Annotated in this window: 20 protein-coding genes; 9 read left to right on the forward strand and 11 right to left on the reverse strand. The window is 66.9% G+C overall.

Going from position 1 to position 22,288, the window contains the following annotated elements; translation table 11 throughout:
• Window positions 1–11: 11 nt before the first annotated feature.
• Window positions 12–512, reverse strand: a complete 501-nt coding sequence (locus GU927_RS00655) for a TRAP transporter small permease subunit (RefSeq protein ID WP_232489081.1) — start codon at window positions 510–512, stop codon at window positions 12–14.
• Window positions 513–842: 330 nt separating this feature from the next.
• Window positions 843–1,448, reverse strand: coding sequence for a glutathione transferase GstA (gene gstA / locus GU927_RS00660; protein WP_161760270.1), 606 nt, complete (start codon window positions 1,446–1,448; stop codon window positions 843–845).
• Between the two features lie 421 nt (window positions 1,449–1,869).
• On the opposite strand from gstA, the gene GU927_RS00665 reads away from it, so the two are divergent.
• Window positions 1,870–3,624, forward strand: coding sequence for an acetolactate synthase 3 large subunit (locus GU927_RS00665; RefSeq protein ID WP_161760271.1), 1,755 nt, complete (start codon window positions 1,870–1,872; stop codon window positions 3,622–3,624).
• 75 nt (window positions 3,625–3,699) lie between these two features.
• Window positions 3,700–4,260, forward strand: a complete 561-nt coding sequence (gene ilvN, locus GU927_RS00670; protein WP_161760272.1) for an acetolactate synthase small subunit — start codon at window positions 3,700–3,702, stop codon at window positions 4,258–4,260.
• A gap of 116 nt (window positions 4,261–4,376) precedes the next feature.
• On the opposite strand, the gene GU927_RS00675 is transcribed toward ilvN, so the two are convergent.
• The 4 genes from GU927_RS00675 to GU927_RS00690 all read right to left on the reverse strand — a co-directional run bounded on the left by GU927_RS00675 (window position 4,377) and on the right by GU927_RS00690 (window position 8,403).
• Entirely contained in the window at window positions 4,377–5,153 is a 777-nt protein-coding gene (locus GU927_RS00675) for an enoyl-CoA hydratase-related protein (protein ID WP_161760273.1), read from the reverse strand.
• A 63-nt stretch (window positions 5,154–5,216) separates the two neighbouring features.
• Window positions 5,217–5,663, reverse strand: coding sequence for a cytochrome c-type biogenesis protein (locus GU927_RS00680; protein ID WP_161760740.1), 447 nt, complete (start codon window positions 5,661–5,663; stop codon window positions 5,217–5,219).
• A 23-nt stretch (window positions 5,664–5,686) separates the two neighbouring features.
• Window positions 5,687–7,660 carry a heme lyase CcmF/NrfE family subunit gene (locus GU927_RS00685; RefSeq protein WP_161760274.1) on the reverse strand — a complete coding sequence of 658 codons (1,974 nt, stop codon included), beginning with the start codon at window positions 7,658–7,660 and terminating at the stop codon, window positions 5,687–5,689.
• Window positions 7,661–7,971: 311 nt separating this feature from the next.
• Entirely contained in the window at window positions 7,972–8,403 is a 432-nt protein-coding gene (locus tag GU927_RS00690) for an Lrp/AsnC family transcriptional regulator (protein WP_161760741.1), read from the reverse strand.
• A 109-nt stretch (window positions 8,404–8,512) separates the two neighbouring features.
• Here GU927_RS00690 and rocF point away from each other — a divergent pair, with 109 nt between their 5' ends.
• Window positions 8,513–9,439 (forward strand): arginase, encoded by a 927-nt coding sequence (gene rocF / locus GU927_RS00695; protein ID WP_161760275.1) that lies wholly within the window; start codon window positions 8,513–8,515, stop codon window positions 9,437–9,439.
• Entirely contained in the window at window positions 9,439–10,467 is a 1,029-nt protein-coding gene (locus GU927_RS00700; RefSeq protein WP_161760276.1) for an ornithine cyclodeaminase, read from the forward strand. The genes rocF and GU927_RS00700 overlap by 1 nt, the downstream gene beginning before the upstream one ends.
• Before the next feature lie 146 nt (window positions 10,468–10,613).
• Here GU927_RS00700 and GU927_RS00705 read toward each other — a convergent pair whose 3' ends face one another.
• Entirely contained in the window at window positions 10,614–10,895 is a 282-nt protein-coding gene (locus GU927_RS00705) for an usg protein (RefSeq protein WP_161760277.1), read from the reverse strand.
• 194 nt (window positions 10,896–11,089) lie between these two features.
• Here GU927_RS00705 and gyrA point away from each other — a divergent pair, with 194 nt between their 5' ends.
• The 4 genes from gyrA to gluQRS all read left to right on the forward strand — a co-directional run bounded on the left by gyrA (window position 11,090) and on the right by gluQRS (window position 16,537).
• Window positions 11,090–13,804, forward strand: a complete 2,715-nt coding sequence (gene gyrA, locus GU927_RS00710; protein ID WP_161760278.1) for a DNA gyrase subunit A — start codon at window positions 11,090–11,092, stop codon at window positions 13,802–13,804.
• The gene (locus GU927_RS00715; RefSeq protein WP_161760279.1) at window positions 13,797–14,108 is read left to right on the forward strand and encodes a hypothetical protein; all 312 of its coding nucleotides are present in this window, start codon (window positions 13,797–13,799) and stop codon (window positions 14,106–14,108) included. Before gyrA ends, GU927_RS00715 begins: the two co-directional genes overlap by 8 nt.
• A 258-nt stretch (window positions 14,109–14,366) precedes the next feature.
• The gene (trmFO, locus tag GU927_RS00720; RefSeq protein WP_161760280.1) at window positions 14,367–15,704 is read left to right on the forward strand and encodes a methylenetetrahydrofolate--tRNA-(uracil(54)-C(5))-methyltransferase (FADH(2)-oxidizing) TrmFO; all 1,338 of its coding nucleotides are present in this window, start codon (window positions 14,367–14,369) and stop codon (window positions 15,702–15,704) included.
• A complete protein-coding gene (gene gluQRS / locus GU927_RS00725) occupies window positions 15,701–16,537 on the forward strand; it encodes a tRNA glutamyl-Q(34) synthetase GluQRS (protein ID WP_161760281.1) in 837 nt (278 codons plus the stop codon). The genes trmFO and gluQRS overlap by 4 nt, the downstream gene beginning before the upstream one ends.
• 83 nt (window positions 16,538–16,620) lie before the next feature.
• Here gluQRS and hisI read toward each other — a convergent pair whose 3' ends face one another.
• A complete protein-coding gene (hisI, locus tag GU927_RS00730; RefSeq protein WP_161760282.1) occupies window positions 16,621–16,980 on the reverse strand; it encodes a phosphoribosyl-AMP cyclohydrolase in 360 nt (119 codons plus the stop codon).
• Between the two features lie 66 nt (window positions 16,981–17,046).
• On the opposite strand from hisI, the gene GU927_RS00735 reads away from it, so the two are divergent.
• On the forward strand, window positions 17,047–17,499 hold the full coding sequence (locus GU927_RS00735) for an iron-sulfur cluster assembly scaffold protein (protein ID WP_161760283.1): 453 nt from the start codon (window positions 17,047–17,049) through the stop codon (window positions 17,497–17,499).
• Window positions 17,500–17,719: 220 nt separating this feature from the next.
• On the opposite strand, the gene GU927_RS20415 is transcribed toward GU927_RS00735, so the two are convergent.
• From GU927_RS20415 to ligA, 3 genes are all read right to left on the reverse strand, one after another.
• Window positions 17,720–17,842 carry a hypothetical protein gene (locus GU927_RS20415; protein WP_269770088.1) on the reverse strand — a complete coding sequence of 41 codons (123 nt, stop codon included), beginning with the start codon at window positions 17,840–17,842 and terminating at the stop codon, window positions 17,720–17,722.
• A gap of 114 nt (window positions 17,843–17,956) precedes the next feature.
• The gene (recG, locus tag GU927_RS00740; protein ID WP_161760284.1) at window positions 17,957–20,041 is read right to left on the reverse strand and encodes an ATP-dependent DNA helicase RecG; all 2,085 of its coding nucleotides are present in this window, start codon (window positions 20,039–20,041) and stop codon (window positions 17,957–17,959) included.
• Complete coding sequence (gene ligA / locus GU927_RS00745; RefSeq protein ID WP_161760285.1) at window positions 20,038–22,287, reverse strand: NAD-dependent DNA ligase LigA; 2,250 nt, start codon at window positions 22,285–22,287, stop codon at window positions 20,038–20,040. Before ligA ends, recG begins: the two co-directional genes overlap by 4 nt.
• Window position 22,288 lies beyond the last annotated feature (1 nt).

The raw sequence follows: 22,288 nt of genomic DNA on the forward strand, positions 1-22,288 counted from the left end.
GGTCCTTCCGCTCACTGCACGGGCTTTTCGTAACGGACATCCAGCGCGATATCCCCGCGCAGGGCGGCGATGCGGCGGATGAACTCGGCCAGCCCCTGCAGGGCCAGCAGCGTGAACCCGAAGGGCAGCAGGAATTTCGCGGGCCACACCGCCAGCCCCCCCGCATTGGCGGAAATCTCGCCCTCCAGATAGCTGGTCCAGGCCCAGGGCCAGGCCATCTCCAGCATGATGAAGCAGACGGGGAAGAAGAAGACGAGGTATCCGGTCACATCCACCCACAGCTTGCGCCGCGCATTCAGCCCGCCATAGATCAGATCCACCCGCACATGTTCGTTCAGCTTCAGCACATAGGGCGCGCCCAGCAGGAAAACGCCCGCGAACATCTGCCACTGGATTTCGAGAAAGGCGTTCGACGACAGGTCCAGCGCATAGCGCGACAGGGCATTGCCCGCGCTGATCGCACAGGCCGCCGCCACCAGCACCGCCGCGACAATGCCGAAAAAGCGGTTCATCCGGTCAATACCGGATGCAAGCGTCAAAAGACCCTGCAAACCTTCCTCCCCTGACTATGCGACCGTCTGACGCGCTCGCTTGTCCGGAGAGAGTAGGCACTGCCCGCCCCATTTCAAGCCCAAGTTGCGGCAGCGCAGCAGGGTTTTCCGCGCCGCGCCCGCGCCGGACAGGCCCCGAATCCGACACTTCGGCGCATATATGCGTCAATTCCATCGTGATTTCAGCGACTTGCGCCCGAACACTCCGCCGCGCCCCGCTGCAAGGCAGCGCAATAAAAAAACCCGCGCTACCCCTGCGCGGGTTTCATTCTTGCGCTCCGGCAAGGTCCGTTACTTCAGCAGACCTTCCGCCTTCATCGCCGCCTGCACCGCCGGACGGGCCGCCACACGGGCGCGCATCGCCTCGAGCTTGGGGAAGGCCGACAGGTCATGCCCGATCCCCTTGGACCAGTTGGTCACGGTGAACAGATAGGCATCCGCCGGCGTGAACTGCTCGCCCAGCAGATAGGACCGCCCGTCCGCCAGCCGCTCCTCGACCAGTTTCAGCCGTGTTTCCAAGAGCGCCACCTGCGCCGCCTTCGCCTCGCCCTCTATCCCGCGGAAGAAGGGGCTGTAGGTCTTGTGCACCTCGGTCGACACGAAGTTCAGCGCCTCCTGCAACCGCGCCCGCGCCAGCGTGCCTGCGGCGGGCAGCACACCCGGCGTCACGCTGTCGGCCACGAATTGCATGATCGCCACGCCCTCGGTCAGCACCTCGCCATCATCCAGCACCAGCACGGGCACCGCCCCGCGTGGGCTGATCGCGGTGAAATCCGCGCCGCTCTCGGTCTTCTTGGCGCGGATATCCGCCTTCTCGATGCTGTAATCCGCGCCGCTCTCGGCCAGAACGATATGCGAGGCCAGCGAACAGGCACCGGGCGAATAGTAAAGCTTCATAAATGGACCCTCCGTCACGGGGCGGACACCGCCCGTCTGGGGGCGCTATATCCTGAACGCGCCCGTGTACCAACGCCTGATCCGACTCAATCCGGCAGAATACCCTGTGCGGCAGCGCAGAGATTTGCGAAAATTGCGCGCACGGACCCGCATCCGTAACGAAGTTACAAAATTTCGGCCGACCGCGACACTTTACACCAAGTTTTGCGGTTGACGCCCCTTCCTGCCCGCCCTAGTGTCCGCCCCGAACGCAAGAGGATAGACCATGTCCGGTATTCTCGTACTTGTAGGACGATGGCGCATGGGGCGGTAACGCTGACCAGATTGGTTCCCATGCGCCCCCGGATCGAAGATCGGGGGCTTTTTCTTGCGCGGTGGACGCGATGACGGGGCGGAAGGCCCCGCGAAAGGGTGAAGGCAGATGACGAAACAGATGACCGGCGCGCGGATGGTGGTTCAGGCCCTCAAGGATCAGGGGGTCGAGGTCGTCTTCGGCTATCCCGGCGGCGCCGTGCTGCCGATCTATGACGAGATCTTCCAGCAGAACGACATCCGCCACATCCTCGTCCGCCACGAACAGGGCGCGGTCCACATGGCCGAAGGCTATGCCCGCTCCACCGGCAAGCCGGGCGTCGTGCTGGTGACCTCGGGCCCCGGTGCGACCAATGCCGTGACGGGCCTTGTCGACGCGCTGATGGATTCGATCCCCCTCGTGGTCCTGACCGGTCAGGTCCCCACCTTCATGATCGGCACCGACGGCTTCCAGGAGGCCGACACGGTCGGCATCACCCGCCCCTGCACGAAACACAACTGGCTGGTGAAGGACACGGCGAAACTGTCCGAAACCATCCATCAGGCCTTCCACGTCGCCACCTCCGGCCGCCCCGGCCCGGTGCTGATCGACATCCCGAAGGACGTGCAGTTCGCCACCGCGACCTACACCGAACGCGACAAGACCCGCATCAGCCATTACCAGCCCCGCAAGGACGGCGACGCCGCCCAGATCGCCCGTCTGGTCGAGATGATGGAACAGGCCGAACGCCCGATCCTCTATACCGGCGGCGGCGTCATCAACTCCGGCACCCGCGCCTCGGCGCTGCTGCGCGAGCTGGTGGCGGAAACCAACTTCCCCATCACCTCCACCCTGATGGGCCTCGGCGCCTATCCCGCGTCGGGCAAGAACTGGCTGGGGATGCTCGGGATGCATGGGCTCTATGAGGCCAACCTTGCCATGCACGGCTGCGACCTGATGATCAACATCGGCGCCCGTTTCGACGACCGCATCACCGGCCGCGTCAAGGATTTCTCGCCCCATTCGCAGAAAGCCCATATCGACATCGACCCGTCCTCCATCAACAAGGTGATCCGCGTCGATGTCCCGATCGTGGGCGACGTCACGTTGGTTCTGGAAGAAGTCCTGCGCCAGTGGCGCGCCCGCGGCTCCAAGACCAACAAGGGCGGTCTGGACAAGTGGTGGAAGCAGATCGCCGAATGGCGCGCGGTGGACTGCCTGTCCTTCAAGAACAGCGAAAAGACCATCAAGCCGCAATACGCCCTGCAACGGCTGGAAGCCCTGACCAAGGGCATGGACCGCTACATCACCACCGAAGTGGGCCAGCACCAGATGTGGGCGGCCCAGTTCCTCGGGTTCGAGGACCCGCATCGCTGGATGACCTCCGGCGGTCTGGGAACGATGGGCTATGGCCTGCCCGCCTCCATCGGCGTGCAGATCGCCCATCCGGACGCCCTGGTCATCAACGTGGCGGGCGAGGCGTCGTGGCTCATGAACATGCAGGAAATGGGCACCGCGATGCAGTTCCGCGCGCCCGTGAAGCAGTTCATCCTGAACAACGAACGCCTCGGCATGGTGCGCCAGTGGCAGGAACTGCTGCACGGCGAACGCTACTCGCATTCGTGGTCCGAAAGCCTCCCCGATTTCGTGAAACTGGCCGAAGCCTTCGGCTGCAAGGGCATCAAGTGCAGCGATCCGAAAGACCTCGACGACGCGATCATGGAAATGATCCGCTACGACGGTCCGGTGATCTTCGACTGCCTCGTGGAAAAGCACGAAAACTGCTTCCCCATGATCCCGTCGGGCAAGCCGCATAACGAGATGCTCCTGGGCGAGGCCGACACCCAAGGTGTGATCGGCGCCAAGGGCGCGGTTCTGGTCTGACCCGTCGCAGGCGGGGGGTTTTGCACCCCCCGCACCCCCCGCAGGATATTTGTGAACAGATGAAGGGAGTGGCGGATGTCCGCGCTCAATATCAAAAAAGGCTCCACGAGCCATTCGGCCTATGACCTGCGCGACCACCACAGCCAGGTCGTGGAAAGCCACACGCTCGCCGTGATCGTCGAGAATGAACCGGGCGTACTTGCCCGCGTCATCGGCCTCTTCTCGGGCCGCGGCTACAACATCGACAGCCTCACCGTGGCCGAGGTGGACCATACCGGCCACCGCTCGCGCATCACCATCGTCACCTCCGGCACCCCCTCTGTGATCGACCAGATCGAGGCGCAGCTTGGCCGCATGGTCGCGGTCTACGAAGTCCACGACCTGACCGCCGAAGGCCCCGCCGTACAGCGCGAACTCGCGCTTCTCAAGGTGGCGGGGAAAGGTGACGCGCGGATCGAGGCGCTGCGTCTGGCCGAAATCTTCCGCGCCAATGTGGTGGACTCGACGCTGGAAAGCTTCGTCTTCGAGATCACGGGAACGCCGGAAAAGATCGACGCCTTCGCCGACCTGATGCGCCCCCTCGGCCTGCGCGAACTGGCCCGCACGGGCGTCGCGGCACTCTCGCGCGGGGCGTAAAGCGAAATCTGACGCAGATTTCGCGGCGGTTCCTGAACGCAGGAACCGCATCCCGCCCTCAGGCCCCGGAATTTGCGTCAAATTCCGCCGCGAATTCTGCGTCAGAATTCGCCCCCTCACGCCCCCCGATACCGCGCGGGCCGCTTCTCCAGAAACGCCGCCACCCCCTCGCGGAAATCCTCGGTCGCCCCCGCCTCGGCCTGCAACCGCGCCTCCAGCGCCAGTTGCGCCTCCAGCCCGTTCGCGGGCGACGCCCGCAGCGCCTGCTTGACCAGCCGGTAGGCCACCGTCGGCCCGGCCGCCAGCGCCCCGGCCCGCGCCGCCACATGGGCGACAAAGGCATCATCCGGCACCGCCTCCCAGATCATGCCCCAGTCTGCTGCCTGCCGCGCGCCGATCTTCTCGGCAAACAGCGCCGCCCCCATGGCCCGCGCCATCCCCACCTGACGCGGCAGCCACCACGTCCCCCCCGCATCGGGGATCAGCCCGATCCGCGTGAAGGCCTGGATGAAACTCGCGCTCTCGCAGGCGATCACCACATCGCAGGCCAGCGCAAGGTTCGCCCCCGCCCCCGCCGCCGCCCCGTTCACCGCCGCGATCGTCGGCACGGGGCAATCATAGACCGCCTTCAACAGCGGCTCATATTCCTCGGCCAGCACGCGGCCAAGGTCCAGTTCGCCCAGCGCCATCGCATCCTGCAGGTCCTGCCCCGAACAGAAGGCCCGCCCCGCCCCCGTCAGCACGATGCAACGCGCGCGCCCCTCCACATCCCGCCACGCCTCCAGCAACTCCGCCCGTATCAGCGACGACAGCGCGTTCATCACCTCCGGCCGGTTGAGGGTCAGCGTCGCCACACCCCCCTCCACCGTCACCGTGATCGTCCGATAGGCCATGGTCCCCCTCCGCTTTTCCCCCACCCTAACGGGGAACGGCGCAAGGAAAAGCCCGACCCCGCGTCACTCCTTCAGGATTTCCGCCAGCCGCGCCTTTTCCTCCTCGCTCAACCCTTCGGCAGCGGCCGACCCGCGCCGCCGGAAGGTGGCAAAGGCAATCCCCGCCCCCGCCAGCAGCATCGCAGGCCCCGCGATCCACAGCAGGATATTCGCCCCCGTCGCGGGCGGGTTCAGCAACACATATTCGCCATAGCGGTCCACAAGGAAGGCCACCGCCTCCTCGTCGCTATCCCCCGCCACCAGCCGCTCGCGCAGCAGGACGCGCAGGTCCTTGGCCAGTTGCGCGTCGGAATCGTCGATATTCTCGTTCCGGCAGACCAGACAGCGCAAACCCTTCGACAGCGCCCGCGCCCGCGCCTCCAGCGCGGGGTCGGCCAGCATCTCCTCGGGCTGCACCGCATGGACCGGCACAGCCATCACCAGAGCCAAGGCAAGTAGGGCGGGCTTCAGCCCGCCACGCCAGACAAACCCCCTCATTCCGCAGGCACCCCCGCAGGCGCCCGCCGAGCCCCCGCCGCCACGCGATAGCGCCGGTCCGTCAGGCTCAGCAGGCCACCCAGCGCCATCAGGATGCAGCCCCCCCACAGCCAGTTGGCAAAGGGCTCGATATAGGACCGCACCGCCCAGCCGCCGTTATCCTGCGGATCGCCGATCACAAGGTAGATGTCGCGCAGGAAACCGTAATCGATCGCGGCTTCCGTCGTGGGCATCCCCGCCACGGGATAGACCCGCTTTTCGGGGAACAGCACCGCCACATCGGCCCCGCCGCGCGTCACCCGCATCTCGGCCATGGTGGTGGTGTAATTCGGCCCCGCCTCCTCGCGCACATCGACCAGCGTCACCTCGTAGGGGCCAAGGGGATAGCTTCCGCCCACCTGCACCACGCGGATATCCTCGGTCTTCCAGGCCAGCATGGCCGACACGGCAAAGATCGTGACGCCCAGCCCCCCATGCGCCACCATCTTCCCCCAATCCGCCCGCGGCAGCCGCCCCAGCCGCGCCACGCGGCCCGCCAGCGCCCCGCCGCGCCCCGTGCGCGCCCAGAAATCCGCAAGGGCCCCGAAACCCACCCAAAGGCCAAGGATCACCCCCACCGGCCCCAGCGCCGACCGCCCCGTCTGCATCGCCCAGACCAGCGCGCCCACCGCCAGCGACAGCACCAGCACCGGCCACAGCGGCCGCATCGCCCGCCCCGCATCGCCCCGCTTCCACGGCATCATCGCGCCGATGGGCAGGATCGCCGCCAGCGCCACCACAAAGGGCGAGAAGGCCGCGTTGAAGAAGGGCTCGCCCACGCTCAGCTTGCGGTCAAAGACCAGCTCCGCCACCAAAGGCCAGATCGTCCCGAAGAAGACGACAAAGGCCGACACCGCCAGCAGGATATTGTTGGCCACCAGCGCGCTCTCGCGGCTGACCATGCCGAAGACGCCCTTCGCCTCCATCGCCCCCGCGCGCGCCGCAAACAGCGTCAGCGCGCCCCCCATGAAGACGCCAAGGATCAGCAGGATGAACACCCCCCGCTCCGGATCATTGGCAAAGGCATGGACGGATGTGATGACACCGGAGCGCACGATGAAGGTCCCGATCAGCGAAAAGCCGAAGGCAAGGATCGCCAGCAGGATCGTCCATGCCTTCAGGCTCTCGCGCTTTTCCACCACGATGGCCGAATGCAGCAGGGCGGCGGCGATCAGCCACGGCATGAAGGACGCGTTCTCCACCGGGTCCCAGAACCAGAACCCGCCCCAGCCCAGTTCGTAATAGGCCCACCACGACCCCAGCGCGATGCCGATGGTCAGGAAGACCCAGCTGACCAGCGTCCATGGCCGCACCCAGCGCCCCCAGGCCGCATCCACCCGCCCCTCGATCAGGGCAGCGACGGCGAAACTGAAGGACATCGAAAGCCCGACATAGCCCAGATACAGGAACGGCGGATGGAAGGCCAACCCCGGGTCCTGCAACAGCGGGTTCAGGTCCTGCCCGTCCAGCGGCGGCACCTCCAGCCGCCAGAACGGGTTGGAGGTCAGCAGCATGAACAGCATGAAGGCCACCCCGATCATCCCCTGCACCGCCAGCACCCGCGCCTTCAGTTGCGGCGGCAGGTTCCCCCCGAACCACACCGCACATGCCCCGAAGAGCGACAGGATCAGCACCCACAGCAGGAGCGACCCCTCATGGTTCCCCCAGACGCCCGAAATCTTGTAAAGCATGGGCTTCAGGGTGTGCGAATTGCTGACGACCAGTGACAGCGAAAAGTCGGACACCACAAAGGCATAGGTCAGCGCCGCGAAGGAGAACGCTACCAGCAGGAACTGCACCACCGCCGCAGGGTCCGCCACCGCCATCCAGGCCGCATTCCTGCGCTCCGCCCCGATCAGGGGCACGACGGACTGGATCACCGCCACCGCCAGCGCCAGTATCAACGCGAAATGCCCAAGCTCGACGATCATGGCGGCCCTCTCTTCTGTCGGTGCAGACCATAGGCCCAAACCGCGCCACCTCCAATGGGGCTGCGCGCCCGCGTCGCAGGTGGTGACGAAGGGTTGAACGCGCATCCTGTGAGCCTGACGCGGAAGGGCGCTCGAAAGGCGCCAGTGGCGCGTTTCGAGTGACCGCCGGTAGGGACGCGCGCGTCACGCCGGGGCGGGCGCCTCTGGCGCACGTCCCGGTGCGGCGGGACGTGCGCGGCCCGTGGCTTTGGGCCACGGGCAAGACCCGACTGTTGCGCTTTGGCGCCAAAATCCAAACCTCAGGAAGAAACCTACCTCCGCCCCGCCTTCCGCGTCGACAAAAGCAGGTTCGTCTCCGACACCGTCACCCCCTCCATCGCCCGGATCCGGTGGATCGTCTCGTCCAGCTCCAGCAGGGTCTGCGTCCCCAGTTCCACGATCACATCCCACCGCCCGTTCGTCGAATGCACCGCCTGCACCTGCGGCAAGCCCCCCAGCCGCGCCATGATCTTCTCGCCCCCGCGCCCCTCGATCCCGATCATCATCAAGGCCCGCACGGGCGAAGAGGACACATCCCCCCGCGTCACCACCGTGAACCCCGCGATCTCGCCCTTGGCCGTCAACCGCTCCATCCGCGCCCTGACCGTCGCACGGCTCAGCCCCAGCCGGTCCGCCAGATCCGACAGCGCCGCCCGCCCGTCGCGGCGTAACTCGGCCACCAGCCGCTGGTCCACTTCGTCCATCATGGCCAATTTCCCCGCCGTTCCGAACAATCCCCTGTCCAGATCGACCATATCAGCGCTAGGATTCGCCGCAACCCGGTAACACCCTGCCCAGCAGAAGGAGTCTCCCATGTCCAACGCCATCCTCATCGGCGCCCCGATCGACAGCGGGCAACGCTACCCCGGCTGTCTCATGGGCCCCTCTGCCTATCGCGTGGCAGGGATCGCACAGGCGATCCGCGACCTCGGCCACGGGCTGCAGGACTGGGGCGACGTCACCATCACGGACCTCAAGCCCGTCACCACCCCAAACCCCGCCGTCCATTCGCTGCCCGAAACCGTGGCATGGACCGAAACACTGGCCGACCGCGTCGACGACGCCCTCTCGCAAGACGGCCTGCCCATCGTCATGGGGGGCGACCATTCCCTCGCCCTCGGCACTGTCGCGGGCGCCGCGGCCTTTGCCAAACGTCAGGGCCGCCCCCTCTTCCTCCTCTGGCTCGACGCGCACAGCGACTTCCACACCCCCCTCACCACCACCTCCGGCAACCTGCACGGCACCCCCGTCGCCTATATCGCAGGCCGCGACGGCTTCGACGCCTTCCCGCCCTTTCCCGAACCCATCCCGCCGCAGAACATCTGCCTCTTCGGCATCCGCTCGGTCGACCCTGCCGAACATGCGGCCCTCCTGACCCATGACATCGCCATCCATGACATGCGCGTCCTTGACGAACGCGGCATCGTCGCGCCCTTGCGCGAATTCCTCACCCGCGTCCGGGCGGCAGGCGGGATGCTGCATGTCTCGCTCGACGTCGATTTCCTCGACCCTTCCATCGCCCCCGCCGTCGGCACCACCGTCCCGGGTGGCACCACCTTCCGCGAGGCGCATCTGGTGATGGAACTCCTCCACGAATCCGACCTCGTGACATCCCTCGACCTCGTCGAACTCAACCCCTTCCTCGATGAACGCGGCCGCACCGCGCGGCTGATGGTCGACCTTGTCGCCTCCCTCATGGGGCGCAAGGTCTTTGACCGCCCCACACGGAGCCACATGTGATGCTGAACCTCGTCCCCTTCGTCTCGGTCGACCGCATGATGAAACTCGTCCACCGCATCGGCGTGGAACCCATGCTCGCCGACCTCGCCGCCGCGATCGAGGCCGACTTCCTCCGCTGGGCCCAGTTCGACAAGACACCCCGCATCGCGTCGCATTCCGACGTCGGCGTCATCGAACTCATGCCCACCTCCGACGGGCGGACCTACGGCTTCAAATACGTCAACGGCCACCCCTCCAACATGAAGCGTGGCCTGCAGACCGTCACCGCCTTCGGCCTTCTGGCCGATGTCGAAACCGGCTACCCCGTGCTCCTGTCCGAAATGACCATCCTGACCGCATTGCGGACAGCCGCCACCAGCGCCTTGGCCGCCAAATGGCTCGCCCCGTGCGGGGCCACGACCATGGCCCTCATCGGCAACGGCGCGCAGGCCGAATTCCAGGCGCTGGCCTTCAAGGCCGTCTGCGGCCTCACCCATATCCGCCTCTACGACATCGACCCCGCCGCCACCGCCAAATGCGCGAAGAACCTCGCGCACACCGGCCTGACCGTGACCCCCTGCCGCACGGCGGAAGAGGCGATCCTCGGCGCGCAGATCATCACCACCGTCACCGCCGACAAGACCAACGCCACGATCCTGACCGACAACATGGTGGGCGCGGGCGTCCACATCAACGGCGTCGGCGGCGACTGCCCGGGCAAGACCGAACTCCACCCCGACATCCTGCGCCGCGCGTCGATCTTCGTCGAATACCCGCCCCAGACGCGGGTGGAGGGCGAGATCCAGCAACTCCCCCCCGACCACCCCGTCACCGAACTCTGGCAGGTCATCGCAGGCCGCGCCACGGGCCGCACCGACCCCGCGCAGGTGACGCTCTTCGACTCCGTCGGCTTCGCGATCGAGGATTTCTCGGCGCTGACCTACATCCGCTCCAAACTCGCGGAAACGGGTCTCTACGAAGACCTCGACATGATCGCCGATCCCGACGATCCGCGCGACCTCTTCGGGATGCTCCTGCGCGCCGCCTAGGGCAAGGCGCCGGACGCACCCCGATGGCGGGGTTAACCCCGCCCTACGCCACAGCCCGCCGCGTGCTGACAGGTTGCGGCACAGGTTGCGGCACAGAAACCGGACACCGTAGGGCGGGGTTCACCCCGCCCCCCTCCCGCCCCCCGTCACTGCAGCCGGAACTCCCCCACCACATTGCGCCACTCGTTCGGCGCGATCAGCTTGCGATGGGTGAACCGCACCGAATGCAACGGCCCCTCGATCTTTTCCTGCCAGAACTCGATGAAACGGAACAACTCCGGATAATCTGGCGCCAGATCATAGTGCTGCCACACGAAGGTGTTGAGAACATTGCGATAATCCGGCATCCGGTAGAAGATTTCCGCCGTCGTCAGCCCATAGCCCTTCAGCATCAACTCCACCTCGCCCCGCCTCTGTCCAAGGGTCATGCGCGCCTCCTTGCTGCCTCGCCTTGGAAAAGGCTGCCGCGATTCGTCTTTTCCGGCAACGATTTCAATATGTTGGCACTCCGCCACCGCGGCTGCCAACCGTCCCGCCCATCGCGCATTGCACCCAAGATGCAGGATGGTGTAAGGTCGCGCGCAACTACATCTAGCGCGCGCGCAGGAAGGCTTAGGCTCACGTGAACGACACGCCCGAAACCCCTGAAAACACCGAAGATTCCGCCCCGAAGACCCCGTGGCACGGCCCGCAGGTCTCCATCGCGGACGAGATGAAGACGGCCTATCTCGACTACGCCATGAGCGTGATCGTCTCCCGCGCCATTCCCGACCTGCGCGACGGCCTGAAGCCGGTCCACCGCCGCATCCTCTATGCGATGCACGAATCCGGCAACACGCATGACAAATCCTACCGCAAATCCGCAAGGCCGGTGGGCGATACGATGGGGAAATACCACCCCCACGGCGACTCGGCCATTTACGACGCGCTGGTGCGGATGGCGCAGCCCTTCTCCATGTCGCTCAAGCTCTTGGATGGACAGGGGAATTTCGGCTCCATGGACGGCGACGCCGCCGCCGCCATGCGCTATACCGAAGTGCGGATGGACAAGCCCGCCGCCTTCCTTCTGGCCGATATCGACAAGGAAACGGTCGAATTCCAGGACAATTACGACGGCAAGGACCGCGAACCCACCGTCCTTCCCGCCCGCTTTCCCAACATGCTGGTCAACGGCGCGGGCGGCATCGCCGTCGGCATGGCCACCAACATCCCGCCCCATAATCTGGGCGAGGTGATCGACGGCACGCTCGCCCTCATCGAAAACCCCGACCTGTCGACCGAGGCGCTGATGGAAATCATCCCCGCCCCCGACTTCCCCACGGGCGCCGTGATCCTCGGCCGCTCCGGCGCGCGCAAGGCTTATCTCGAAGGCCGCGGCAGCGTCATCATCCGCGCCAAGACGCGGGTCGAGGAAATCCGCAAGGACCGCTTCGCCATCATCGTGGACGAGGTTCCCTATCAGGTGAACAAGGCGTCCATGATCGAAAAGATCGCCGAAATGGTCCGCGAAAAGAAGATCGAGGGCATCTCGGGCGTGGCCGACGAATCCGACCGGATCGGCGTGCGCGTGGTGATCGAACTCAAACGCGACGCCACCCCCGACGTGGTGCTGAACCAGCTTTACCGTTTCACCCCCATGCAGACCTCCTTCGGCTGCAACATGCTGGCGCTGAACGGCGGGCGTCCCGAACAGCTCACCCTGCGGGATTTCCTCACCCATTTCATCACCTTCCGCGAGGAAGTGGTGGCCCGCCGCACGGCGTTTGAGCTCCGCAAGGCCCGCGAACGCTCGCACATCCTCTGCGGCCTTGCCGTCGCCGTGTCGAACGTGGACGAAGTCGTCCGCACCATCCGCGCCTCTGCCGACGCCGCCGAGGCCCGCGACAAGCTGATGACGCGCCGCTGGCCCGCCGCCGACATCGCGGCCTATATCCGCCTGATCGACGACCCGTCGCACACGATGAACGACGACGGCACCTACAACCTGTCCGAGGCTCAGGCCCGCGCCATCCTCGAACTCCGCCTGCAGCGCCTCACCGCGCTCGGCGTCAAGGAAGTCACCGACGAACTCGAAGAACTCGCCGCGAAGATCAAGGATTACCTCGACATCCTGTCCTCCCGCGACCGCATCATGGCCATCATCTCGGACGAGCTGCGCGAGGTGAAAGCCGCCTTCGCCGTCCCCCGCCGCACCGAGATCCAGGACTGGTCCGGCGACATGGACGACGAGGATCTGATCGAACGCGAGGATATGGTCGTCACCATCACCTCGGGCGGCTATATCAAACGCACGCCGCTGGCCGAATTCCGCGCCCAGAACCGCGGCGGCAAGGGCCTGTCCTCGATGCAGACGAAAGAGGATGACGTCGTCACCACCCTCTTCGTCGCAAATACCCACACCGCCCTTCTCTTCTTCACGACCGACGGCATGGTCTACCAGATGAAGACATGGCGCCTGCCGCTCGCGGGTCGCACGGCCAAGGGCAAGGCGATGGTCAACATCCTGCCCATCGACACCGGCGTCTCCATCGCCGCCATCATGCCCATCGACGTCCCGGAAGAGGAATGGAGCGCGCTTCAGGTCTTCTTCGCCACCTCGGATGGCGACGTGCGCCGCAACGCGCTGTCGGACTTCACCAACATCAAGCGCAACGGCAAGATCGCGATGAACCTTCCCGAAGGCACCAGCCTCGTGAATGTCCGCATCTGCGACGAGAATGACGACATCCTCCTCGTCACCCATATGGGCCGCGCCATCCGCTTCCCCACGACCGAGGTGCGCGTGTTCAAGGGCCGCGACTCCACCGGCGTCCGCGGCATCCGTCTGGCCGAGGGCGACCGCGTCGTCTCCATGGCCGTCATCCGCCATTTCGAGGCCGAGGCCGAGGAACGCGCCGCCTACCTCAAACAGCGCCGCCTCATGGCCGGCGTAACCGAGGACGAGGCCAGCGATGACGAGGAAGAGACCGTCGCCGCAGGCCAGCTTTCGCCCGAACGCTATGCCGAAATGTCGGCGGCCGAAGACCTGATCCTGACCGTCACCGCGGGCGGGTCGGGGAAACTGTCGTCCAGCCACGACTACCCCGTGCGCGGTCGCGGCGGCATGGGCGTCAAGGCCATCTCGCCCGGCCCGCGCGGCGGTCGCATCGTCGCGGCCTTCCCGGTGGACCCGTCCGACCAGATCATGCTCGCAACCTCCACCGGCCAGTCGATCCGCACGCCGGTCGACCAGATCAGCTTCCGCTCGCGCTCTGCCGGCGGTGTCCGCGTCTTCAACGTGGCCGAGGGCGAGGATGTCGTCTCTGTCGCCCGCGTGGCCGAACAGGCCGATGAGTGACCTTGAAAGCCGGCTCGCAGAGCTGGCTTTTCATGGAAAAACGGTCACTTACGGCGCGCTGGCCCGCGATCTGGGCTGGCGCGTCGCGGACCTGACCGCAGCCCTTGAATCGCTGATGGAACAGGACGCCGCCGCGAACCGCCCCCAGCGCGCCGCCCTTCTCGAAGGGCGCCTGTCGGGCGGCCTGCCCGCGCGGGGCTTCTTCGACAAACTCGCGGAACTGGGCCTCTCTCCTGCCGATCCCGCAGCCTTTGTGACCGAAACCCGCGCCCGCCTGCGGCAGGATTTTCTGCGAAAATCCTGATCCACGAACCTTCTCGCGAAGGTTCCCCCCCCCACCACTGCCCACCGCGCAAATCCCGAATCTTCGCAGAAAATTCGCCCCGAAAATTCTTCGCCAGAAGAATTTTCCCGACCCCTGCATCCATGCACAGCACCGCTGCGCCTGTCGCTATTTGGCACATGACGGATGCATGTTAGCAGACGGGTCCACAGGGGGCCGGGGCGCGCACAATGCGCCTCGGCCCTTTCCTATTTCCGCCAAACCCCCTAAATCCCCCCCATGACCGAGACACTCCACATCATCGGCGGCGGCATGGCCGGGGCCGAGGCCGCATGGCAGGCCGCCCGCATGGGCGTGCGCGTCGTGATCCACGAAATGCGCCCCGCCGTGGGCACCTTCGCCCACCGCACCGGCCACCTCGCGGAAATGGTCTGCTCAAACTCCTTCCGCTCGGACGATGACGAACGCAACGCCGTAGGGCTGCTGCACTGGGAAATGGGTGCCGCAGACGGCATCATCATGCAAACCGCCCGCGCCCACCGCCTGCCCGCAGGCGGCGCGCTGGCCGTCGACCGCGACCCCTTCGCCGAGGCCGTGACGCGCACCCTGCGCAGCCACCCCCTCATCACGGTCGAGGATGGCGAAATCCGCGAGTTGCCGACCGAAGGCCACTGGATCATCGCCACCGGCCCCCTCACCTCCGGCGCGCTGGCACAAAGCATCCGCGCCGCCACGGGCGCCGAACACCTTGCCTTCTTCGACGCCATCGCCCCCATCGTCTATGCCGAAAGCGTGGACATGTCGGTGGCCTGGATGCAATCCCGTTACGACAAGGGCGAAACGGTCGAGGAACAGACCGCCTACATGAACTGCCCGATGGACCGCGCGCAATACGACGCCTTCATCGACGCGCTGCTGGCGGCCGAGAAGACCGAATTCCACGAAGGCGAAACCGCAGGTTATTTCGACGGCTGCCTGCCGATCGAAGTCATGGCCGAACGCGGCCGCGAAACCCTGCGCTTCGGCCCGATGAAGCCGGTGGGCCTGACCAACCCCCACCGCCCCGACGTCAAACCCTATGCCGTGGTCCAACTGCGCCGCGACAACAAGCTGGGCACGCTCTACAACATCGTGGGCTTCCAGACCAAGATGAAGTACGGCGCGCAAACCGCTGTTTTCAAAACCATTCCCGGACTTGAAAACGCCTCCTTCGCGCGGCTTGGCGGCATCCACCGCAACACCTTCATCAACTCTCCCACGCTGCTCGATGACCGGATGCGCCTGAAATCCCGCCCCAACCTGCGCTTTGCGGGTCAGGTAACGGGCGTCGAAGGCTATGTCGAATCCGCCGCCATGGGCCTGCTCGCCGGCCGGATGGCAGCAAGCGAAATCCTCGGCCGCGACCTGCCCCCGCCCCCGCCCGACACCGCCATGGGGGCCCTGATCACCCACATCACGGGTGGCGCGGATGCCAAGACCTTCCAGCCGATGAACGTCAACTTCGGCCTCTTCCCCCCGATCGACGCCAAGGGCGGGCGCAAGGGCCGCAAGGACCGGTACAAGGCCTATACCGACCGCGCGAAGGACAGCTTCCGGGGCTGGCTCGCCGCGCAATGACGTTCCGTACCCGGTTCGCCCCCTCGCCGACCGGCCCGCTGCACCTCGGCCACGCCTATTCCGCGATCCTCGCCCATGACATGGCCCGCGCGGCAGGGGGCGAATTCCTCCTCCGCATGGAAGACACCGACCTCGACCGCTGCCGCCCGGAATGGGAGGCGCTTATCCGCGAAGACCTCGCATGGCTCGGCCTGTCATGGGACGGCCCCGTCCAGCGCCAATCCGACAAGATCGCCGCCTACAACACCCGCCTCGAACCGCTGGCCGACCGCGGCCTTCTCTACCCCTGCTCCTGCACCCGCGCCGACATCCGCGCGGCCCTTTCCGCCCCGCAGGAAGGCGTGGCCTTCGCCGTCTACCCCGGCACCTGCCGCCACCGCCCCCTCTCCGACCGCCGCGCAGGCGACGCGCTGCGCCTGAACCTCGCCGCCGCCCTCGACGCCCTGCCCGGACCGCCCGCCTTCACGGAAACCGGCCCTGCCCATGCAGGCACCCACAGCATCGACCGCGCCAAGGCGCTGGCGCAGATCGGCGACGTGGTCCTTTCCCGCAAGGGCGAGGATATCGTGGCCTATTTCCTCGCCTCCGCCTTCGACGACGCGGACCAGGGCATCACCCATGTCATCCGCGGCGAAGACCTCTTCGACTTCACCCCCGTGCAGGTGATCCTGCAGCACCTCTTCGGCCTGCCCACCCCCGCCTACCACCACCACGCGCTCATCCGCGACGATGCAGGCAAGCGCCTTGCCAAACGCGACGACGCCCGCGCCATATCGAAATACCGCGCCGACGGGGCCACCCCGCAGGACATCCGCCGCATGATCGGCCTCTAAAGAAGCTTTATTTTCTGTCTATAAATATCCTCAGGGGGTGAATTGGCCGTCAGGCCAAGAGGGGGCGCGAGCGCCCCCTTCCCTCACACCATCGGCTCTGTCAGGACGACCTCGCCGCCCTCCCGCACCGCCGTATAGAAACAGGACCGCCGGTTCGTATGACAGGCCGGCCCCTCCTGCTCCACCATCGCCAGCAGCGCATCGCGGTCGCAATCCACCCGCAATTCCACCAGCCGCTGCACATGCCCCGACGTCTCGCCCTTCACCCAGAAGGCCCCGCGCGACCGGCTCCAATAGGTCACCCGCCCCGTCGCGACCGTCCGCGCCACCGCCTCGGCATTCATCCATGCCATCATCAAGACCTCGCCCGTCGCATGATCCTGCGCGATGCAGGGGATCAGGCCATTGGCATCATACTTTAGGCTTGCAGGGTCAAAGCGCACGGGCCTTCTCCTTGGCAGGGGCGGCGGACGGGTCTATCTAAGGAGAAGCACGCGAAAGGAAAAGCCATGAGCGACAGCGATCTGGTCAAGCTCTATTCGGGCCGCATCCTCGAACTCGCCGCCGACATCCCCCATCTCGGCCGCCTGCCCGCGCCTGACGGCACGGCAAAGAAACGCTCGCCCCTTTGCGGCTCCACCGTCACCGTGGACCTCACGCTCGACGGCGACCGCATCGCCGACTACGCGCAGGACGTGAAGGCCTGCGCGCTGGGTCAGGCCTCGGCCTCCGTCTCGGGCCGCGCCGCCATCGACCGCACGCGCGCCGAGATCGCGCAGGCGCGCGCCGAACTCGAAGCCATGCTCAAACGCGGCGGCCCCGTCCCCGCCGCGCCCTTCGACGGGCTCGAAGTCCTCCTTCCCGCCCGCGACTACGCCAACCGCCACGCCTCGATCCTCCTCGCCCTCGACGCCACCCTCGCCGCCATGGACGCCGCCCTCACCGCCCGCGCCGCAGGCTGACCCCGCCCTTTCATCTCGGCCCAAATACCCCGGGGGTCCGGGGGCAAAGCCCCCGGCTTCGCCACGGCAAAGCCCGACCCCGCAGACAAAAAAACCGCCGCACGTCCATCGACGGCGGCGGTCAGTGGCGTTTCGTCCACCGGACAGGCAGGGCTGCCATCCGGGCGCCGCTTGGGGACAGGCGCAAAAGGAACGGAGCGCAGGCAGAATTCCGAAAAGCTCAGGCCGTCCCGAAGACGTGCAGGCAGACCACCAAAAGACCGAACAGCGTGACAACCCCGACCGTATCCTCGACCACCGTCGCGCGGGACCGGGAAAGAATATCCTTCATATCCGTCAGCATCGTCACCTCCCTTGGTGTTGTTGCTGATTTGTTCTCATATCCGCGCGATTCGAACAAGAACTTTTTAGGAACATTCAGGAACACAAGCGGAACCGCCGGAAAGCCTGCCGCAGATCAGCCCACCCCGATCAGCCGGATCGCCCTATCCTGATCCAGCAGCCACAGCAGCATCCGCGCCGCCTTCCCCCGCGACCCCGTCAGCGTGGGGTCATCCGCCAGCAACCGCCGCGCATCACTCTGCGCGATCGCCATCAGCGCCCCCTGCCGCTCCAGATCCGCCACGCGGAACCGCGGCAGCCCCGATTGCGCCGTCCCGATCAGATCCCCCGCCCCCCGCATCGCCAGATCCTCCTCGGCGATGCGGAACCCGTCCTCGGTGTCGCGCAGGACCTTCAACCGCCGTTCGCCCCCCTCGCTCAGGGGCGCCTGATACATAAGAAGACAGGTCGATTCCGCCGCCCCCCGCCCCACGCGCCCGCGCAGCTGGTGCAACTGCGCCAGACCGAATGTCTCCGCCCGCTCGATCACCATGATCGAGGCATTGGGCACGTTCACCCCCACCTCGATCACCGTCGTCGCGACCAGAACCTTCGTCTCTCCCGCCACGAACCGCGCCATGGCCGCATCCTTCTCGGCGGGCGGCATCTGGCCATGCACCATGCCGACCACATCGCCCAAGGCCGCGCGCAGATGCTGGAACCGTGCCTCGGCGCTGGCATAGTCCAACACCTCCGACTCCTCGACCAGCGGGCACACCCAATAGGCCTGCCGCCCCTCGGCCACGGCCTTGGCCAGATGCCCCACCACCTCGTCGATCCGCGCCGTCGACACCAGCGCGGTGCGGATCGGCTTGCGCCCCGGCGGCTTCTCGTCCAGCACGGACACATCCATGTCGCCATAGGTCGCCAAGGCCAGCGAGCGGGGAATGGGCGTCGCCGTCATCACCAGCGTATCGGTCGCCGCCCCCTTCGCGCCCAGCTCCATCCGCTGCGCCACGCCAAAACGGTGCTGCTCGTCCACCACCGCCAGCCGCAGGTCGCGGAACTCCACGTCCCGCTGGAACACCGCATGGGTGCCCACCAGCACGGCAATCCGCCCCTCGGCCAGATCGCGCAGCTTGGCCGCCCGCTCCGCCCCCTTGTCGCGGCCCGTCAGCAGCTCCAGCCGCACCCCCGCCGCGGCGGCCAGCGGCTCCAGCCCCGCGAAATGCTGCCGCGCCAATATCTCGGTGGGGGCCATCATCACGCCCTGCCCCCCAGCCTCCACCGCCACCAGCAGCGCAAGAAAGGCGACCAGCGTCTTGCCCGCCCCCACATCCCCCTGCAGCAGCCGGTTCATGCGGAACGGGCCTTCCATATCGGCGGCAATCTCGCCCACCGCCCGTGCCTGCGCGCCGGTCAGGGCATAGGGCAGGCTTTCGATCACCTTCGCCCGCAACCGGCCATCCCCGACCGTCGGCAATCCCTTCTGCTTCCTCAACGTCGCCCGCGCCAGCGCCAGCGTCAGCTGATGCGCCAGCAATTCGTCATAGGCCAGCCGCTGCCGCGCCGGATGGGTGGGCGCGATCTCTGCCGCCCCCTTCGGCCCGTGCACCGCCAGCAAGGCATCGCGCCACGACGGCCACCCCTCGCGCGCCAGCAAGGGCCCGTCGATCCATTCCGGCAAGTCCGGCGCCCGCGCCAACGCCCCCGCCACCGCCTTGGCCACCACCTTCTGCGTCACCCCCGCGGTCAGCGGATAGACGGGTTCGAACGCGGGCAATTCCCCCGCCTCCTCGGGCCGCAGCACATGGTCGGGATGCACCATCTGCGCGATCCCGTCGAACAGCTCCACCCGCCCCGAGATCAGCCGCCGCTGCCCCGTCGGCAACAGCCGCTGCAGGAAATCCCCCCGCGCGTGAAAGAAGACCAGCGTGAATTCCAGCGCCGCATCCCGCACCATCACGCGATAGGGCTTGCCCTTCACCCGCGGCGGGAAATGCGCGCCCACCTCCACCTCGACCGTGACAACGCAGGGCGGCACCACCTCCCGCACCGACGCCTTCCGCGCCCGATCCACCCCCGAATGCGGCAGCAGGAACAGCAGATCCTTCGGCCGCTCCACCCCCAGCCCCGCCATCGCGGCAGCCGTCTTTTCCCCCACGCCCTCCAGCGTTTCCAGACCGGCAAACAGCGGGAACAGCTCGGGCGGGCGGCTCATGCGTCCCCGATCAGGGCCAGCCACCCATCCTCGTCGATCATCCTGACGCCCAGCCGCTCGGCATCCTTGGCCTTCGACCCCGCCCCCGGCCCCGCGACCAGCAGGTCCGTCTTGGCCGACACCGACCCCGCCACCTTGGCCCCCAAGGACTCGGCCCGCGCCTTGGCCTCGGCCCGCGTCATCTTCTCCAGCGTGCCGGTAAAGACCACCGTCAGCCCCGCCACCGGCGATTCCGTCGCCCGCGCCTCGGGCGGCTGGATGTCCAGATGCGCCACCAGCCGCGCGATCGACGCCCGCTCTTCGGGATTGGCCAGCGTATCCGACAGCGACAGCGCCAGAACCGGCCCGATCCCGTCGCCCGTGATCAGCTCCTGCCACGCCGCCGCCGCGTCGTCCGGCACGGACAGCGCGCCGACGGCCCGATCCCGCGCCTCCTTCACCCGCGCGCGCCGCCCCTCGGCCTCGGCCGCCGCCCGCTCTTGCAGCTCCGCCTCGTCCGCCGCGCGATGGGCCAGTGCCGCAGGCCGCGCAAGGTCCACCGCCGCCACCAGCGCCTCCCATGTCAGGTAATGCCGCGCCAGATCCTGCGCCGCCACCTCGCCCACATGCCGCATCCCCAGCGCAAAGATCACCCGCGCCAGCCCGATCCGCCGCCGCTCGCGGATCGCGGCCCAGAGGTTGGTCACCGACTTCTCGCCAAACCCGTCGCGGTTCCGCAGCTTCTGCAAAGGGTTGGCCGCATCCCGCGCCTCAAGCGTAAAGATATCCGCAGGCTCGCGCACCGGCAGCAGGCTGTCGGCAAAGAACATCTCGATCTGCTTGCGCCCCAACCCCTCGATGTCGAAGGCCGCGCGCGAGACGAAATGAACCAGCCGCTCCACCGCCTGCGCGGGACAGATCAGCCCGCCGGTGCAGCGCCGCACCGAATCCCCCTCTTCCCGCACCGCCTCGGACCCGCATTCGGGGCAGAGATGCGGGAAGACATAAGGCACCGCCCCTGCAGGCCGCCGCGCCATGTCCACATCGGCCACCTTGGGGATCACATCCCCCGCGCGATAGACCTGCACGCGGTCGCCCACGCGGATATCCTTGCCCTCGCGGATCACCTGCCCGCGCGAGTCGCGCCCGGCGATGTAATCCTCGTTGTGCAGCGTGGCGTTCGACACCACGACCCCGCCCACCGTCACCGGACGCAGCCGCGCGACCGGCGACAGCGCGCCGGTCCGGCCCACCTGTATGTCGATCGCCTCCAGCTCGGTCCACGCCAGTTCCGCCGGAAACTTGTGCGCGATGGCCCATCGCGGCGTGGTCGACCGGAACCCCAGCCGCCCCTGCAACGCCAAATCGTCGACCTTGTAGACCACCCCGTCGATGTCATAGCCCAGATCGGCCCGCATCGCCTCGATCCGGCGGTAATGCGCCAGCATCTCGGCCGGATCGGAGCAGAGGACGGTCAGCGGATTCGTCTGGAATCCCAACCCGTTCAGCCGCGAAATTGCAGCAAATTGCGAAGTCGCCAAAGGCTCAGTCACCGCGCCCCAGCCATAGGCAAAGAACCGCAGCGGACGCGCCGCCGTGATCGTGGCATCCAGTTGCCGCAGCGACCCCGCCGCCGCGTTGCGCGGATTGGCAAAGACCTTGCCCCCGCCCGCCGCCTGCCGCGCATTCAGCGCCGCGAAATCGGCATGGGACATATAGACCTCGCCCCGCACCTCCAGCACGTCGGGCGCCCCGTCCAGCCGCTGGGGTATATCCGCGATGGTGCGCGCATTGTCGGTGACATTCTCGCCCACCTCGCCATCGCCCCGCGTCGCGGCCTGCACCAGCACGCCCCGCTCGTATCGCAGCGACAGCGACAGCCCGTCGATCTTGGGCTCGGCCGTATAGGCAATCGGCGCGTCGCTGCCCAGAAAGCTCCGCACCCGCGCGTCGAATTCGGCCACGTCGCCATCTTCAAAGGCGTTCTCCAGCGACAGCATCCGGATCTCGTGCCGGACCTTGCCGAACCCCTCGGCCACGGCGGCACCGATCTGGTCGCTGGGACTGTCCGCCCGTTTCAGCGCGGGAAAGCGCGTCTCGATCTCGGCATTGCGGCGCTTCAGCGCGTCGTATTCGGCATCCGAAATCTCGGGCGCATCCAGCCCGTGATAGGCGGTATTCGCCGCGGCAATCGCATCGGCCAGTCGGGCCAGTTCCGCCCGCGCCTCTGCCTCTGTCAGATCACCGACTTGCCGTTCGCCCGTCATG

It is taken from the genome of Paragemmobacter amnigenus (assembly GCF_009908265.2).
In the GTDB taxonomy this organism is placed as follows: domain Bacteria; phylum Pseudomonadota; class Alphaproteobacteria; order Rhodobacterales; family Rhodobacteraceae; genus Paragemmobacter; species Paragemmobacter amnigenus.

What these genes read in the sequence shown, in the direction of transcription:
- GU927_RS00655 (WP_232489081.1), bottom strand. Translation starts at nt 512, where the DNA reads ATGAACCGCTTTTTCGGCATTGTCGCGGCGGTGCTGGTGGCGGCGGCC.
- gstA (WP_161760270.1), bottom strand. Translation starts at nt 1,448, where the DNA reads ATGAAGCTTTACTATTCGCCCGGTGCCTGTTCGCTGGCCTCGCATATC.
- GU927_RS00665 (WP_161760271.1), top strand. Translation starts at nt 1,870, where the DNA reads ATGACGAAACAGATGACCGGCGCGCGGATGGTGGTTCAGGCCCTCAAG.
- ilvN (WP_161760272.1), top strand. Translation starts at nt 3,700, where the DNA reads ATGTCCGCGCTCAATATCAAAAAAGGCTCCACGAGCCATTCGGCCTAT.
- GU927_RS00675 (WP_161760273.1), bottom strand. Translation starts at nt 5,153, where the DNA reads ATGGCCTATCGGACGATCACGGTGACGGTGGAGGGGGGTGTGGCGACG.
- GU927_RS00685 (WP_161760274.1), bottom strand. Translation starts at nt 7,660, where the DNA reads ATGATCGTCGAGCTTGGGCATTTCGCGTTGATACTGGCGCTGGCGGTG.
- GU927_RS00690 (WP_161760741.1), bottom strand. Translation starts at nt 8,403, where the DNA reads ATGGACGAAGTGGACCAGCGGCTGGTGGCCGAGTTACGCCGCGACGGG.
- rocF (WP_161760275.1), top strand. Translation starts at nt 8,513, where the DNA reads ATGTCCAACGCCATCCTCATCGGCGCCCCGATCGACAGCGGGCAACGC.
- GU927_RS00700 (WP_161760276.1), top strand. Translation starts at nt 9,439, where the DNA reads ATGCTGAACCTCGTCCCCTTCGTCTCGGTCGACCGCATGATGAAACTC.
- GU927_RS00705 (WP_161760277.1), bottom strand. Translation starts at nt 10,895, where the DNA reads ATGACCCTTGGACAGAGGCGGGGCGAGGTGGAGTTGATGCTGAAGGGC.
- GU927_RS00715 (WP_161760279.1), top strand. Translation starts at nt 13,797, where the DNA reads ATGAGTGACCTTGAAAGCCGGCTCGCAGAGCTGGCTTTTCATGGAAAA.
- trmFO (WP_161760280.1), top strand. Translation starts at nt 14,367, where the DNA reads ATGACCGAGACACTCCACATCATCGGCGGCGGCATGGCCGGGGCCGAG.
- gluQRS (WP_161760281.1), top strand. Translation starts at nt 15,701, where the DNA reads ATGACGTTCCGTACCCGGTTCGCCCCCTCGCCGACCGGCCCGCTGCAC.
- GU927_RS00735 (WP_161760283.1), top strand. Translation starts at nt 17,047, where the DNA reads ATGAGCGACAGCGATCTGGTCAAGCTCTATTCGGGCCGCATCCTCGAA.
- GU927_RS20415 (WP_269770088.1), bottom strand. Translation starts at nt 17,842, where the DNA reads ATGCTGACGGATATGAAGGATATTCTTTCCCGGTCCCGCGCGACGGTG.
- recG (WP_161760284.1), bottom strand. Translation starts at nt 20,041, where the DNA reads ATGAGCCGCCCGCCCGAGCTGTTCCCGCTGTTTGCCGGTCTGGAAACG.
- ligA (WP_161760285.1), bottom strand. Translation starts at nt 22,287, where the DNA reads ATGACGGGCGAACGGCAAGTCGGTGATCTGACAGAGGCAGAGGCGCGG.